The organism is Bifidobacterium pullorum subsp. gallinarum (assembly GCF_000741215.1).
Lineage (GTDB): Bacteria > Actinomycetota > Actinomycetes > Actinomycetales > Bifidobacteriaceae > Bifidobacterium > Bifidobacterium pullorum_B.
The window spans coordinates 145,320-160,505 of sequence record NZ_JGYX01000007.1; the positions used below are offsets into that span (position 1 = coordinate 145,320).

13 protein-coding genes, 1 tRNA gene and 1 pseudogene are annotated in these 15,186 nt (G+C 63.6%); 9 read left to right on the forward strand and 6 right to left on the reverse strand.

What is annotated here, in order from left to right; all coding sequences use genetic code 11:
• Positions 1–31 precede the first annotated feature (31 nt).
• The 3 genes from ucpA to BIGA_RS08465 all read left to right on the forward strand — a co-directional run bounded on the left by ucpA (position 32) and on the right by BIGA_RS08465 (position 3,424).
• The gene (gene ucpA, locus BIGA_RS08455) at positions 32–838 is read left to right on the forward strand and encodes an SDR family oxidoreductase UcpA (RefSeq protein ID WP_033507327.1); all 807 of its coding nucleotides are present in this window, start codon (positions 32–34) and stop codon (positions 836–838) included.
• A 92-nt stretch (positions 839–930) separates the two neighbouring features.
• The gene (locus BIGA_RS08460) at positions 931–2,130 is read left to right on the forward strand and encodes an esterase/lipase family protein (RefSeq protein ID WP_033507330.1); all 1,200 of its coding nucleotides are present in this window, start codon (positions 931–933) and stop codon (positions 2,128–2,130) included.
• A gap of 94 nt (positions 2,131–2,224) precedes the next feature.
• Positions 2,225–3,424: a sensor histidine kinase gene (locus BIGA_RS08465; RefSeq protein ID WP_033507332.1), complete on the forward strand. Its 1,200-nt coding sequence runs from the start codon at positions 2,225–2,227 to the stop codon at positions 3,422–3,424.
• On the opposite strand, the gene BIGA_RS09575 is transcribed toward BIGA_RS08465, so the two are convergent.
• The 3 genes from BIGA_RS09575 to BIGA_RS08470 all read right to left on the reverse strand — a co-directional run bounded on the left by BIGA_RS09575 (position 3,401) and on the right by BIGA_RS08470 (position 5,691).
• Positions 3,401–3,589, reverse strand: coding sequence for a hypothetical protein (locus BIGA_RS09575; protein ID WP_033507334.1), 189 nt, complete (start codon positions 3,587–3,589; stop codon positions 3,401–3,403). The two genes, BIGA_RS08465 and BIGA_RS09575, sit on opposite strands and share 24 nt — an antisense overlap.
• A gap of 481 nt (positions 3,590–4,070) precedes the next feature.
• Positions 4,071–4,226 carry a hypothetical protein gene (locus BIGA_RS09700; RefSeq protein ID WP_169743579.1) on the reverse strand — a complete coding sequence of 52 codons (156 nt, stop codon included), beginning with the start codon at positions 4,224–4,226 and terminating at the stop codon, positions 4,071–4,073.
• Positions 4,227–4,767: 541 nt separating this feature from the next.
• On the reverse strand, positions 4,768–5,691 hold the full coding sequence (locus BIGA_RS08470; RefSeq protein WP_152596023.1) for a hypothetical protein: 924 nt from the start codon (positions 5,689–5,691) through the stop codon (positions 4,768–4,770).
• A gap of 1,206 nt (positions 5,692–6,897) precedes the next feature.
• Here BIGA_RS08470 and BIGA_RS09955 point away from each other — a divergent pair.
• From BIGA_RS09955 to BIGA_RS08485, 3 genes are all read left to right on the forward strand, one after another.
• Positions 6,898–7,419 carry a tyrosine-type recombinase/integrase gene (locus BIGA_RS09955; RefSeq protein ID WP_237744096.1) on the forward strand — a complete coding sequence of 174 codons (522 nt, stop codon included), beginning with the start codon at positions 6,898–6,900 and terminating at the stop codon, positions 7,417–7,419.
• A gap of 358 nt (positions 7,420–7,777) precedes the next feature.
• Positions 7,778–8,602, forward strand: coding sequence for a hypothetical protein (locus BIGA_RS08480; protein ID WP_237744097.1), 825 nt, complete (start codon positions 7,778–7,780; stop codon positions 8,600–8,602).
• A gap of 2 nt (positions 8,603–8,604) precedes the next feature.
• A complete protein-coding gene (locus BIGA_RS08485) occupies positions 8,605–9,180 on the forward strand; it encodes a hypothetical protein (RefSeq protein WP_033507340.1) in 576 nt (191 codons plus the stop codon).
• 268 nt (positions 9,181–9,448) lie between these two features.
• Here BIGA_RS08485 and BIGA_RS08490 read toward each other — a convergent pair.
• From BIGA_RS08490 to BIGA_RS08500, 3 genes are all read right to left on the reverse strand, one after another.
• Positions 9,449–9,521, reverse strand: a tRNA-Lys gene (locus BIGA_RS08490).
• A gap of 198 nt (positions 9,522–9,719) precedes the next feature.
• A complete protein-coding gene (locus BIGA_RS08495; RefSeq protein WP_033507342.1) occupies positions 9,720–10,757 on the reverse strand; it encodes a glycosyltransferase family 2 protein in 1,038 nt (345 codons plus the stop codon).
• 163 nt (positions 10,758–10,920) lie between these two features.
• The gene (locus BIGA_RS08500) at positions 10,921–11,682 is read right to left on the reverse strand and encodes a TetR/AcrR family transcriptional regulator (RefSeq protein ID WP_081929620.1); all 762 of its coding nucleotides are present in this window, start codon (positions 11,680–11,682) and stop codon (positions 10,921–10,923) included.
• A gap of 258 nt (positions 11,683–11,940) precedes the next feature.
• Between BIGA_RS08500 and ftsY the strand changes: the two are divergent.
• The 3 genes and pseudogenes from ftsY to BIGA_RS08515 all read left to right on the forward strand — a co-directional run.
• A pseudogene (gene ftsY / locus BIGA_RS08505) lies at positions 11,941–12,990 on the forward strand (signal recognition particle-docking protein FtsY); the annotation flags it as partial.
• Between the two features lie 417 nt (positions 12,991–13,407).
• On the forward strand, positions 13,408–14,691 hold the full coding sequence (locus BIGA_RS08510) for an ammonium transporter (protein WP_033507346.1): 1,284 nt from the start codon (positions 13,408–13,410) through the stop codon (positions 14,689–14,691).
• A 1-nt stretch (position 14,692) separates the two neighbouring features.
• Complete coding sequence (locus BIGA_RS08515; protein ID WP_033507348.1) at positions 14,693–15,031, forward strand: P-II family nitrogen regulator; 339 nt, start codon at positions 14,693–14,695, stop codon at positions 15,029–15,031.
• Positions 15,032–15,186 lie beyond the last annotated feature (155 nt).

A 15,186-nucleotide genomic window follows, 5' to 3' on the forward strand; every position in this document is an offset into this window, starting at 1 on the left:
ACCAACATCAACATACAAAGGAGTTATCACCATGGTTCAGGGCAAGCTCGAAGGCAAGGTCGCCATCATCACCGGCGCCGCAGCCGGACTCGGTGAGGGCATTGCGGAGACGTACGTCAAGTACGGCGCGAAGATCTGCATGGTCGACCTCGACCCGAACGTGGACAAGACCGCCGAGCGCATCCGCGGCATGTATCCGGACGCCCAGATCATCACCGTGGTGGCCAACGTGGCCGACAAGCAGCAGATGATCGACGCGGCCGCCAAGACCAAGGAGGCCTTCGGCTCCCTCGACGTGGCCTGCTGCAACGCCGGAGTCTGCCGTCTGGCCCCGTTCGAGGAGATGACCGACGAGACCCGCGACTTCCACATCGACGTCAACATCAAGGGCGTGTGGAACACCTGTCAGGCCGCCATCCCGTACATGCTCGAGGAGGGCAAGGGCGCGATCGTCATCGCCTCCTCGGTCACCGGCGACATCGTGGCCGACGCGGGTGAGGCCGCCTACGCCATGACCAAGGCCGCGCTGGTCGGCTTGACCCGCTGCCTGGCCGTCGAATACGCGGACCGCCACATCCGCGTCAACTGCTCGCAGCTCGGCTACGCGCGCACCCCGATGGTGGAGAAGATGGCCGTCGAATCCAACCCGGAGGATCCGGAGTCGGCGATCAACGACATCGCGGTCGGCGTGCCGATGAAGCGTCTGGCCAAGCCCACCGAGGTCGGCGAACTGTTCGCGTTCCTCGGCTCCGACGAGGCCAGCTATCTCACCGGTTCGCAGGTGGTCATCGACGGCGGCAGCACCCTGCCCGAGACGATGAGCATCGGCACCAACTGATTAGTCCGCATCGGTCCCTTTGACGCATGAGATCCGTTCCCATGCGTCAAAGGGACCTTTTGATGCCCGCCCAATGGGCGGATAATGGGTGTATGAACGATCGACCCCGCGCGCTGCACCTCAAGGCCTGCCGCTTCGGCGTGACCGTGCTCAAGGTGTTCTGGTGGACCACACTGGTTGCCGTCATCGCCCTCGCCGCCGCGTTGGCCGCCGTTACCGCCGGTCTGTGGCCGATCGGACCCTGGCTCGGCTGCACGGCCGTTGTCGCCGTGGTCGAGACAATCGTGTTCTGGACGGGCATCGTCACCGTCTATCTCTCATCGGTGCAGCTCGGTCTCAAATGGCGGGTCATCGGCGTCCTCTGCGGGTGGATACCCGTCGCCAACCTCATCGCGCTCCGGCGGATCATCTGCATCGTCGAGCGTGAAGTCATCTTCGAAACGGCCAAGGAACAGCTGAACGCCAGCCGCGCGCAACAACGCGTCTGCGCCACCCGATACCCGATCCTGCTGGTGCACGGCGTCTTCTTCCGCGATTCCAACCTGCTCAACTACTGGGGGCGAGTGCCCGCCGAGCTGGAACGCAACGGTGCCACCGTGCTGTACGGCAACCACCAATCCGCCGCATCGGTACCGGACAGCGCCCGGGAACTGGCCGAACGCATCCGCGGCATCGTGGCCGAAACAGGGTGCGGCAAAGTCAACGTCATCGCCCACTCCAAGGGCGGGCTGGACCTCCGGTACGCGATCGCACGGTACGGCATCGGACCATTGGTCGCCTCGCTGACCACCATCAACACCCCGCATCGCGGCTGCGGGTTCGCCGACTATCTGTTGGGGCACATCCCCGCGGCCGCCCAGCAGCGGGTCGCCTCGGCCTATAACGCCGCGGCGCGGCGGCTGGGCGACCGTGCCCCGGATTTCATGGCCGCGGTGCATGATCTGACCCAGGCGGGCTGCATGCGGCTCAACGCTGCGATGGGCGATCTGGACGAGCCGCCGGCGGGCATCGTATGCCGCAGCGTCGGCTCGCGGCTGGTCAAGGCGACGCACGGCAAGTTCCCGCTGAATTTCACCTATCCGCTGGTCGCCTGGTTCGACGGGCCGAACGACGGGCTGGTGGCGCGTGACTCGTTCCCGTGGGGAGAACGGTTCATCTGGTTGGAGCCGGCCGGACGGCGCGGTATCTCGCATGCCGATATGATCGATCTGAACCGTGAGAACATCGAAGGATTCGACGTGCGCGAGTTCTACGTGCAACTGGTGGCCGAGCTCAAGACACACGGATTGTGAGCGTCCCGCGGTTACGCCGGCCATGTGGCCGCACGGCCGCGGGGTGACGGTGTAGGGTGTGCATATGCGACATACGGAGGAGGTATGTCGGCGTATGGCAAGGTTGGGTGGGACGTCGCATGCGGTGCCCCTGCGGAAGAAGGGGGAGCAGGACATGGGCGATGAGGGTTGGCTGGCTCGTCACGGCCTGTACTTCTGGTTTCTCGTCATAAGCGGCGTATGCCTGGTGGTGAATCTGGTCGATGGCATGGTGCTGATGAGCCACGGGCCGTCGGTCGGCATCGGCGTCCTGCTGGTGGCGTGCGTTGTGGCGGATCTGTGGATGGCGGTGCGGCCCCGCATCGGCTGCTGGACCGTGTTCCTGGTGCTGCTGGCGGGAACGCTTTCCCCGGTGCCATTCCCCGCGTCGTATCTGTTGTCCTGCCTGGCGGCGGCGGGATTCCTCGGCTATCTGGGTATCAAGCTGGGTGTGGCTGCCTGTGTTCCGGGAGTGTTGTACGCCGTGCTGCTTGCCGTGCTGCACCATCAGGAATACCGGCCGGGGCAGGGGACCCCATTGTCGTTCGCATTGCTCTGCGTCATAGCCGCGTTGGCCGGCATCTCGCTCCGACTCACACGGCAGAGGGATACGGAGCGCATCCGTCGTGCGGCGGCAGGCAGAAACGCGCAAACCGCGCGCCGACTGCACGATTACACCACCAATGACCTGTGTTCCATCATCATGATGACCGACAGACTCGAACACGGGGAAGTGGGCGTTGGCCAGGCCGGCGGGCAAATCCGTGATCTGGCCACGTCAGCATTGGAACACACCCGTACGGTCATCCGAACGCTGGAATCATCGCTTCCCGACGACGGGGAGCCCAGTGAACCGCAGGATTTCACCCGTCAGCTCGGCGGCATCGCCTCGGAACAGCAACGAAGCCTGAGCCTTATGGGGTTTCAGGGGAGCATATTAGTGCCGACCCATCTGGCGTGGGAGCCGGATCCGGAACGCGGTGATATGATCTGCGGGCTGTTACGGGAACTGGCCGGCAACATCGTCAAGTATGCCTCGCCGTCTGGCGGCTACACCATTTCGGTGATGCAGACGGGCGAGGCGATTATCGTGTCCGCGCTCAACGCGCACTCGCAGAGCGGAGCGGTGGGGTTGTCAAGCGGTTTGCGGCGGTACCGGGAACTCGTGGATCGTAACGGCGGCACATGGAGCCAGTCGGATGACGGGATCACGTGGAGTCTGCACGTCGAACTCCCGAGAGGCGCGATGGCGTCACAGGCCGAAGATATCGCATAGCCACTGGAACGCCGGCGAGCATTCCAGATACATCGGGGCCGCCGAATGTCCGTCGGCTCCCGGGGCGTCGGTTTCCGCGCAATAGGCCGACGGTGCGGAAACCAATGCGAACAGCACCGCCGTGGCGGCCGCGCAGAGAGCCTTCGTCTTCATGGGCTTCTCCATGACTTCTCCCTTCTTGGGATTGTGTGGTGTGGGGCGGTACTGCAAGCGCGTCCGCGGGAACCGGCGGTGGGTCGCAGGCTGCTGGGATACCGTCGTCTGCGAGTATATCCACCGCGCACGCCGCCAGCCCCCTACGTGCGGCACCTGATATCCAGTTCACCATGTGTAGAAGGCGTGTTGTCGCATAGTTGCGACGAAACGCCCTCTAAGCGGTGGACTGTAGTGCGTGTCGTCGTAACCGTATGACGACGCGGTATCTAAGCGGGTGATGCGGGCGCGTGTTTATCATCCGGTGACGACGAAAAGTCCTTTAAGAGTCCGCCGATGAACAGCGGTTTCACGCTTACTTAATTTCCGACAAGCCTCGCCGGAACGGAACGTGACATGTCTGTCCGGGTAGAAGCGATGAAGTAACGTAAGGTTAATGACCCCCGGAAGTGAAAGCCCGTCCGGGCTCGCGCCCGGGCGGGTCGGGGTGCCGCTACTGGCGGCTATGGGTGGTCATCGCGTATGCCGTGATCGACAGCACCGCGATGTCAGCCGCGATGGGATGCATCGCGGGTGCCAGGCAGGTGACGATGACCGCCATCAGCCAGATCACGAGGCCGCCGCGCGGCCCCTCATTCGGGTTGAGCATGACTGCTCTCCTTATTGGATCGAGCCCGGACTTGCGTCTGATTCGGCCGCGGTGCGTGGAGGAATCATCAACACTCATGTGATCTTCTCCTTATAATTCTTGCCTTGACCCCATCCCCGATTCATGTAGGCGCCGGGACCCCGGAGGGCCCCGGCTTGACTCGGAGAAGAGATCAATCGTCCGGCTGGCCCGGACGACGACACCCATTACAAAACGCGACACGCCGTGTCCTGGCCGGACAGGATGCCGCTTTCCAAACCGCAAAACCGACAAACCGGAATACCGAAAGAACGAGATACCGAACACCACGAAAATGCCCGCCGGCTTCCCTCCGGCGGGCAAATCGACCGAGCGTTAGATGCAACTAGCCAATAGGACAATATCCATCAGAAGTGCAAGCACTTCCACCATCATTGATGTGATTTAGCCAATCAAGATTTCCGCCATTGGATGATGCCCCGCCTCCAGAAGAAGACGAGCCGCCACCCGTGTAAGAAGGAGCCGACCCGCCTGTATAAGCGGGCGCGTATCCGCCATTGGATTATCTGCCGTCCGAATATGACGGCGTGTAGGTAGGTGTGTATGACTGTTGGGCCTGTTGCGCGGCCTGTGCCGCGGCGGCTTCGGCGGCGGCCTTCATGTCCGCGTCGCTCTTGGCCTTCACCGAGTCGTTGACCGCGGCCGTCGCCTGGTCCAGCGCGGCTGAGGCGTCGTTCATGGCCTTCGCGTCGTCGCCAGCATCCAGCAGCTTCCTCGCCTCGTCGATCGCCTTGCCCAACGCGTCGCGCGTGGCGTTGTCCTGGACCTTGCCATCCGAATCCTTCAGCAAGGTAGAGGCCTGGTCCGTCTTCGCCTTCAACGCCGATGTGGCGTCCGCCAGGGTCTTCGCATCACGCGATGCCACGACCGCGTCCACCGCCTTCGCCACCGCCTCGCGCTTCGACTCGAACCGCTCCTTGGTGTGTGCGGGGAGCTCAATGATTCGGTCGGGATGCAGAGCATACCATTCGACCGTGCACGCGTCGATCCGCTCGGTCCCGTCCGCGTCCTGCAGCGCGTCCTTGAGCGCGGTCACGGTGTCGGGATCCTCGACCTGATCCGCCGTGACGGCCTCCGCGTCCTTCATCTCGTCGGATTGGACCAGTTTCGTGAGCTTGGTGCCGGCGGCCGTGGCCTGCGACGTCATGGACTCGCAGGACGCCACCGCGCCCCGCACGCGCAACGCCTGCCAGACACCCAAGCCCGCCAGCACGATCGCGACCACGGCGATCACGGACGCGACCACCATCCACGCGCGCACGCGCCGCGGCCTCCGCGGCCCGGACCCCTCCGGATCAGGGGACGCCCAGCCCGGCCCGCGGTTCTCGGCCCACTCCGGCGTCGCGTTCGGCCTGCCACGCAGGCCGAACGCCTCATGGTCCGTGTTGTTCGCCGGATCGAACACCCAAATCCTCGTAACGCTCATCGCAATACTCCCATACCGAAATACCTAAAAACCGGAATAGCTAAAAACCGGAATAGCTAAAAACCGAAGGGGGCATCATCCGTCACGAAAAAGAGAAGTCCGTCCGGGCTTGCGTCCGGACGAGCCGGGACGTTACCTGCGGCTATGGGCCGTCGCCGCGTATACCGTGATCGGTAATACGGTAATACTGCAATGTCGCCTGCGATGGGATGTATCGCGGGCGCGAGACAGATAACGATGGTCGCGTGGTCTGCCGGGCCACAAGATGAGCATTCGCGTTTGCCCGTACGGGTATCGCGTGGAGGTGCGGATCTTCTTCGCTGCGGGAAGGATTCATAGGAAACGTTCAGCGCAGTAGCCGAGACCAATGAGGCTGGTCAAGATGAGAGTCGGATTTCGCTAAGGTCTACGGGCCTGAAGCTGTACTCGATAAAAGCAAAAGAACCCCGGCCGACGTGCGGCCGAGGTTCCTTGTTGCTCCGGTACCCCCGTGGGATTCGAACCCACAACCCACGACTTAAACGTATCATCCCCCTTATGGGGCAACGGGAATTGATTGGAACGCAGTGCGCTGAACCGTCTTCCGGGCCGGTCGGCGAGTGTGGAGAAGCCGTGGAGAAGAAACGCGAATGCCCCTGTGTCGCCCCCGATTACGCCAGTCGTATCGTATCTTTCCTTGTAATGCGTTACCTCGTGACGAAGGCAGTGGAAGCCGCGGCGAGGAAGCGCTAAAGACAATCCACTGGACATATGCGCCGGCCAATCATTGGCCGGCTTTTTGTTTACAAGGGGAGCAACGATGGAATTCTCCGACCGCAGACAACCACCCCGTGAATGGACGCCATGGCTCGACGACTGGGTGGGCGCGATGCGCGCGCAGGGCAACTCAGCTGCGACCATCGAGAATTGGTGATACATCGTAGGGCATCTTGCGCTCAGGGCGAGGAAAAGTCCTGCGGACATCACGGGCGATGACATCATCTCTTGGCTGAACCGGGGTGTGACCGCCAACTCCAGACGTTCCGACGTGAACGCGTGCACCGCGTTCTTCGGATGGGTGTGCAAGGCGGGACGGAGAACCGACAATCCCATGGATCTCGTGCCGACCGTCCGCCGCGACAAGCAAAGCAGCCACCCGCCCCGGCCGAGGCCGTCGAGAAGGCCAAGCATTGCACGGACAAAAGGGTTCCGCTGATCATCATGCTCATGGACGAGGCTGGGCTGCGCCGGACGGAGCTTGCGCGGGCGCACACCCGCGACGTCATCGACGACCTGACCGGCAAGAGCATCGTCGTCCACGGAAAAGGCGGCAAAGACCGCGTCATCCCATTGAGCGACCAGCTCGGATGGATCGTGTCCTCGCTGCCGGAGGGTTACTTCTTCCCAAGCGGGCATGAGGGACACGTGCACCCCGACACCATCTACCGAATCGTGAAGAACGCGACTGGCTGGCCGCCGCATGCGTTCCGCCGCAAGTTCGCCACCGACCTGTGGCGGGCGACCGGGGACACCATGAAGGTCAAGGAGATGCCCGGGCATGAATCGTTGCAGACCACGCAGAACTACATCTTCACCACCATGGACGACCTGCGCGACGCGGTCGATGAGCTGCGCGCATACCGAAGGACAAACACGCAGGGATTCCGCCCCGAGAAGATACTCGAGGCGTACAACGTCCCTCCCGCCATCGCGAAGCTCCTGCTCGACGGCCTCCGCAACCAGGAATGATCCACGGCGCTCTTCTGGTCCACCGGACCAGAAGAGCGAGGTCTCGCGGTCTCCCCGCGAGACCCGTTCGACCGACTCGCCGTCACGGTTCCGGAGTGCGTCCCCATATGAAACACGGTGGCGTCGTCAGTGCGGCGGGATTGTGCGCCACCCGGTACGGGTGAAATGCTTCGGACTTTTTGTGAGAACGGCATTCGCTGGCTTTCGGCGCGGGGGCCGTCCAACGCCGCATGGTTCGGCGGCTATATGGACTGACAGGCTCTTGCATGACCTTACAGCGCGATATTGCATAGTTATATCAATTACCCGCTACACCATATTAGGTTTTGTTTGGCTTTGGTTGTATGGCATTGGACATGTGGCTATCATTGGGAACAATGAAACGTTGTCGGCGAAAGTGAGGTTCCGGATGCCGGAGGAGCAAATCGACTGGAGGGAGACAATTGATTGTCTGCTCGATCGTTCGAAAAGGCCGTTCGTTCCGATCGATAAGACGTTCGTCCAGATGCCTAGGGGGAGTGCGAATCGTGAGGGGCCTCTGGCGACTTTCGTGAGAAACAGGGACCTTCGAGGGTTGAAAGCCTACCTGCTGATCGTCGCGTCCGCCAGCAGTGCGGACGAGAACGGCGAGTGGCACACGACACTCCCTCTGCAGGCCTGGGCCAGGGCGTTCGGATGCTTCAAGTACACGAGCGGACAGTTGTCGGCGAAGGCCGCCGCAGGGAAAATATTCGCCAGGCTCGAGAAGCGTGGACTGATCAAGAGAACGCACGATGGCGGGAAGCGCGACGTCAGGGTGCAGCTGCTCGCGCAAGACGGGTCGGGCGGGGACTACCAGCGTCCGAAGACGGGATTCCTCCGCCTGTCCCACGAGTTCTGGAAATCGAAGCTCGACGAACAGATCAGCCTGCCTGCGCTGGCGATGCTTCTCGTCATCCTTGGCGAGCGGCAGCCCTGCGAACTGCCCTCCGAACGAATGCCCGAATGGTACGGCTGGTCCGCGGATACCGCGGAACGAGGGTTCCGCGAACTGGCGGCCTTGGGAATCATCGATAAGCAATCCCGCCCCAAGAAGACGCCCCTCAGCCCGACCGGGTTCACCACGGTGAACGAGTATTCCGTTCTTCCTCCGTATGACAGAAGCTCGCTGGAACGGGCCCTTCGCAAGCGGAAAAGGGGATAAGCATGAGTGAGTTAATCGCCTGGGGCGATGAAAGCGTGCAACGGCAGGGCGGCATCGCCCCCACGTACTATGTGGGGGTCTGCATCTGCGGACTTGAGGAGGACGAGGTACGCCGAAGGCTCCTCGCCCCGATCCGGAAGAAGATCCCGAAGCTGCACTGGCGAGACATGACGCGCACCGAGAAGCGATGCTCCATACCGACGATCGAGAGCCTGTCGTTGCCCCATATCGTGGCAGCGGCCGCACCCCTGGACAACATCAAGCTCGACAGGGCCCGCCACAAATGCTTGGAACGACTGCTTCCCGAACTGGAACAGCAATACGGCGTGACGCGTCTCGTACTGGAGTCACGGGAAGCGAGCCAGGACGAACGGGACCTTGCCTGTGTTCGCGGACTGAGAAGCAGGGGTTTCATCCGCCGACTGCGTGTGGATTTCATGCCCGGCGAATCAGATGCTCGGCTGTGGATTCCCGATCAGGTGCTTGGAGCCATCGGAGACGCCAAACGCGGCGGCGAAGGCTATTCAGGATTGATCGCGTCAGTGCATATGCTCGATGTAGATCTCAGCGATCAATGAGCCGGACAAGGCTCTGCCTTGATACGCATGAGGGCAACGTGACAAAACGCGAGTCAACGTAAAGGATTGCAGCATTACGCAAGATGACCTATCATGGTGATAAGCCATCCTCCGAGGAGGAAACGGAAGCGGGAGCCGGACACCCTGTGTATCATGGGGGCCGGCTCCTGCGTTTGTGGCGGGCGGGACATATCCGGTCTTGGGGTTATAGGCCATAAAAGCAAGAGAACCCCGGCCGACGTGCGGCCGAGGTTCCTCGTTGCTCCGGTACCCCCCGTGGGATTCGAACCCACAACCCACGACTTAAAAGGACGCTGCTCTAACCGTTGAGCTAGAGGGGCAACAAACTCACATTATACAACGCGACGCGCCGAAGAGGCAAACGCGTTGCATATCGTCGTCACACCGCACCGTACTGCGACCGTCAAGCCGGCGAATCCATTCGCGGCAAGCAAGTGGCAAGCAGTACGGGACCGCCACAGGTAATGGACTCCGCGGATTCAAGGGCTGCGGCACCCTCGGCGCGCAATCCTCTGCGCTTAGTTGAATCCGACCACCAGATTCGCCACGCGGTAGCCCACGCGGATCATCCACCGTCCGACCGGGCCGCGCAGGTTGAGTGCGCGGGAGATCAGCTTGCGCCGCACATCGTGGTAGATGCCGGGCGAGGTCCGGCGGATATTCTCCCACAGCTCATCCTTGACCTTGTAGTTCTCCGGCTTGCGCGAAAGGATGAGGAACACGCTGGTCACCGAGCTCTCGATGGCCAGGAAGTGAATCATGTACCGGTACAGTCCGTCCGGCACGGTGCCGCGTTCCGGCGTGGCCGCCAGCATGCAGCGGTTGACCAGCTGCAGCTGGTTGACGCGGCGGATCATCACGTCGGTCTGCACGCTCTGCCCCTCGCGGCCGATGAAATAGTGGTAGAACGGCACGTCGAGGTACATCAGCGTCTTGACCCACGGGAACGGGTGGTACGAGTAGATGAAGTCCACGTAGAACGTGTGTTCCGGCAGCTGCATGCCGGAGGCGCGCACGACCTCGGTGCGGAAGGTCAGCGTGTGCATGATCATGTACTGCGCCACGCTGAACCGGCCGAGATCGTCCCAGGTGAGTACACGGTTCGGCTTCATCACGTGCTTGAAATCGACCACGTGCTTGACGCGCTTGCCGACCTTGTCGTACACGTAGTCGGTGACGAGCAGATCGATCGGCGCGCCGCTGGCCGCCTGCGTGCGCAGCGTCTCCATCACCCGTTCGAGCGCCTCCGCGCCGATCCAATCGTCGGAATCCACCACCTTGACGTACACGCCGCTCGCCTCGGCCACACCGGTGTTCACCGCGCCGCCGTGCCCCTTGTTCTCCTGGTGGATGGCGCGTACGATGCCGGGGTATCGCCGTTCGTATGCGTCGGCGATCTGCGGGGTGTTGTCATGGGAGCCGTCGTCCACGATCAACACTTCGATGTCGTCGTTGCGCTGCGCTGCGACCAACGATTCGATGCACCGGCTGAGGTAGGTCTCCATATTGTATGCAGGCACCACGAAGGTGATGGTTTTGGGAGTGTTCTGCTCCATAATGCTAGGTGTTCCTCGGTTGTTGGCCGTAAGGGGCCGGTCGGTTTGCTCTATCTGGTTCCAACGTAGCACTTCGCGCATCGACATGCGCGGCGGCTGCGGTGAATCATCCCCTGAAATTATGCAGGGGAGACCCGGAATGCACCCCCGACGTCGTCCGGGGTCAGTTCCGGGTCGGTTCCGGATCGGGTGCGTCGTCCTCGTCGTGCAGATCCGGCGCGGCATCCGTGTCCGTCACCGGTTCGACGGTGATGATGGCGGACGACGGCAACGCGGCGGTCTGCGCGGCGTTGCGCTTGGCCTTGGCCCCCTCGAACCGCAGCGTGGGCTTGGCCTCCAGTCGTGACAGGCCATGCCACGCCAGATTGACGATATGCGCGGCCAGCTGCTCCTTGCTGATCTTGCGCTGGTCCGCCCAGTACTGTCCGGTGAACACGGTCATGCCGACGAGCATCTGCGCATAGTACGGCACACCCTTGGTCGGCAGTTTGCGCTGCTTGAACGAGACGACCAGCAGCTCCTCGACCTTCATGCTGACCTCGCCCAGCAGCGAGCTGAACGAGCCGGCCGGGTCGGTGGACGGCGAATCGCGCACGAGCACCTGGAAGCCCTCGGCATTCTCCTCGATATAGGTGAGCAGCGCCAGCGCCGTGCGTTCCACGATCTGCCGCGGATGGTCGGAGGGGGTGGCCAGCGCGGACGACAGTGCCTCGGTCAGCGCCCGCATCTCGCGATCGACCACCACGGCGTACAGCCCCTCCTTGCCGCCGAAGTGCTCGTAGACAATCGGTTTGGACACCTTGGCGCTCGCCGCGATCTCCTCCACGCTGACCGCCTCGAACCCCTTGGACGCAAAGAGCGAACGTCCGATGCGGATAAGCTGTTCGCGCCGCTGCAGCGACGTCATACGAGAGGAATTGGCCATGTGCACCAGTGTAGGCGGATGCGTGCCTAGCCCCTGTCCGTTGCGGTTTTTAGGCTTGGTGTCATGGAACCGAATGTGATCATCGGCATTGTAGCCGCCATTGTTGTTATCGCCGTCATCGCGATTGTCTGGTATCTGCACTCCCGCCGTTCCGCGGATCGCAAGGCGCAGCAGGAACAGTCGCCGACCGCCGCCGTCGGCGACCAGCGGGCTTCCGATCGGGAACCGGGCCGGCCCGAGTCGGCGGAACCTGAGGCCCCCGGGCAGTCCGCAACGTCGGCCTCCGCCGGCAACGCGCCGGAGTCGAGCGCCGTGACGGAACCGGCCGCAGCGTCTGCCGTTGCGACGCAAACCCCCGTCCAACCCGCGTTGGACAAGCCGGAGGGCGCGCGCTCCCGCATCGAACGGCTGCGCGCCAAGCTTGCCAGGTCGTCGAATCCCTTCGGCAAGGCGCTGTTCAACATCCTGGCCAAGGACAACCTCTCCGAAGCCGATTGGGAGGACGTGGAGGATACGTTGCTGCTCGCCGACGTCGGCGCCGAAGCCTCCGCGCAGCTGGTCGACGAACTGCGCACCGATTCGCGCATCACCGGCACCGCCGACCCCGCGCAGGTGCGTGAGGCGTTGCGTTCCAAACTGCTCGACCTGGTCGGTCCGGATATGGACCGTCGACTCAATGCGAGCAAGGAGGGTGCGAACACGCCGTCCGTCATCATCATGGTCGGCGTGAACGGCACCGGCAAGACCACGACCGCGGGCAAGCTGGCCCGGCTGTTCGTGGCCGACGGCAAGCGGGTGATGATGGGCGCGGCCGACACGTTCCGCGCCGCGGCCGCCGACCAGTTGGAGACGTGGGGCGCCAAGGTCGGGGTGCCGGTGGTCCGTTCCGACAAGGACGGCGCCGACCCCGCGTCGGTGGCGTTCGAGGCCGCCGCGCGCGCGAAGGACGAGCACGCCGACGTGCTCATCATCGACACCGCTGGTCGTTTGCAGAACAAGGCGAACCTGATGGACGAGCTGGGCAAGATCCGCCGCGTGACCGAGAAGAACCTGCCGGTTGACGAGGTGCTGCTCGTGCTCGACGCCACCACCGGGCAGAACGGCATGGCCCAGGCCAAGGTGTTCGCCGAGGCGATCGGCATCACCGGCGTGGTGCTCTCCAAGCTGGACGGCTCCGCCAAGGGCGGCATTGTGATCTCCGTGCAGAAGGAGCTGGGCGTGCCGGTCAAACTGGTCGGCCTGGGCGAGGGCCCCGACGATCTGGCCCCGTTCGATCCGGAGGGATTCGTGGACGGCATCCTGGCCTGAGCGGCGCCGGACGCCGTCGTCCCCCCATCGACGGGTGTCGGACGACATCGGTTCCCCCGCCGCCGGCCCGGTGGTTGTCGCCGGGTCGGGCGGTTGCCGGGCCTGACGGTCGCCCGCGCCTCCGTCGGGAGTCCGCATCGCGGACGGTGCTCGAACGGGGGTCTCCGACGTCGTCACATACACGCAACAATCGCCTCCAAACGGCGGCAACTGGCGAAAAACTCCGGCGCGCTGCCCCCTTCGGGTGCCGTCCGTGGTCCCTGGAACGTAATCATCCAGAAACACAACGTAACGTGTTGAACATCGGACGGACGTTTGATACCGAACGTCGGTGTTCCGACGGACGGCCGATGCGGTCGGCCCGTCCGTTCGGGCGACGAACTGATATGACATTGCAATAAGAGAGGGAGGTAGAACATGGACACCGGAGCTGCCGCATGGCTGTTGACTTCCGCGGCCCTCGTTTTCCTCATGACGCCGGGTGTGGCGTTGTTCTATGGCGGCATGGTGCGAGCCAAGGCCGTGCTGAATATGTTGATGCTGTCCGCCGCGGCGCTGGCGGTCACCATGGTGGTCTGGGTGCTGTGGGGCTGGTCGATCTCCTACGCGGGCAATGACGTGGCCGGCATCTTCGGCGACCCGGTCACCGGCTTCCTGCTGCGCGATTCGATGACCGCGCAGGACGGCGTGTTCACCGCGGTCGATACGTCCGGCGCGTACCCGGGCAGCATCGACGTGGCGTTCCAGGCCGCGTTCGCCATGATCACCGTGGCGTTGATCTCCGGCGCGCTGGCCGAACGCATCAAGTACGGCACGTGGATGATCTTCGTGGCGCTGTGGATCACGCTGTGCTACTGCCCGCTGGCCCACATGGTGTGGAACGGCGGCCTGCTGTCCCCGGATGGCGCGATCTCCCAGGCGATCGGCGCCTCCGCCCACGATTTCGCGGGCGGCACGGTCGTGCACATCAACGCCGCAGCCGCCGCGCTGATCGTGGTGCTCATCATCGGTCGCCGTAAGGGATTCGGCACGCAGCCGATGCGTCCGCACAACGTGCCGATGGTCATGCTGGGCGCGTTCCTGCTGTGGTTTGGCTGGTTCGGTTTCAATGCGGGCTCGGCGTTCGCGGCCAACGGCACCGCCGGATACGCCTGGGTGAGCACCGCCGTAGCTGCGGCCGCGGCCATGCTGGCCTGGGGCTTCACCGAGAAGATCCGCTCCGGCCATTACACCGCCATGGGCGCGGCCTCGGGCATCGTGGCCGGTCTGGTGGCCATCACCCCGGCCGCCGACGTGGTCTCCCCGCTGTGGGCCATGGTCATCGGCGCGGTCGCCGGCATCGTCTGCTGCTTTGCCTGCGGCCTGAAGTTCAAGCTCGGCTATGACGATTCGCTCGACGTGGTCGGCGTGCACGGCGTCGGCGGTCTGATCGGCACCCTGCTGATCGGCCTGTTCGGCGAGGGCACCGGCCTGCTGGCCGGCGGCGACTGGCGTCAGCTGGTGGTCCAGCTGCTGGTGGCGCTGGTGGCCATCGGATTCTCCGCGGTGGTGACGGCGATCATCGCGTTCGCGCTGGAGAAGACGATCGGCTGGCGCGTGACCGAATCCCAGGAGATCGGCGGCATCGACCTGGCGGACCAGGGCGAGCGCGCCTACGACTTCGCTGGCACGGCCAGCTCCGTTCTCAAGGAGGTGAAGTGAGATGAAGCTCATCACGGCCATCATCCAGCCCCATAAACTCGACGAGGTCAAGACCGCGTTGTCCGCGGCCGGCGTGCACGGCATGACGGTGTCGGAGGCGAACGGCTACGGCCGTCAGCGCGGCCATACCGAGATCTATCGCGGTGCCGAATACACGGTGGACCTGATGCCGAAGATCCGTTTGGAGATCCTTGCGGACGACGCCGACGTGCAGGTGCTGGTCGACGCGATTGTCAAGGCCGCCGCCACCGGCACGATCGGCGACGGCAAGGTGTGGGTCGCGCCGCTTGATTCGGTGACGCGCGTGCGCACCGGCGAGACCGGTTCGGCCGCTATCTGACGGCCGGCTTCGTCCGGATGATTATGGTGGATCCCCGCACGCCGATGGTGTGCGGGGATTCCTTGTTGATGCGGCGCGGTTCGGGGGAGCCGCTGTGGTTGTTGCTGATATGGTGCGGGCGGTCGGGGCGTGGTTCGGCGTCGGTGTTGCGCCCG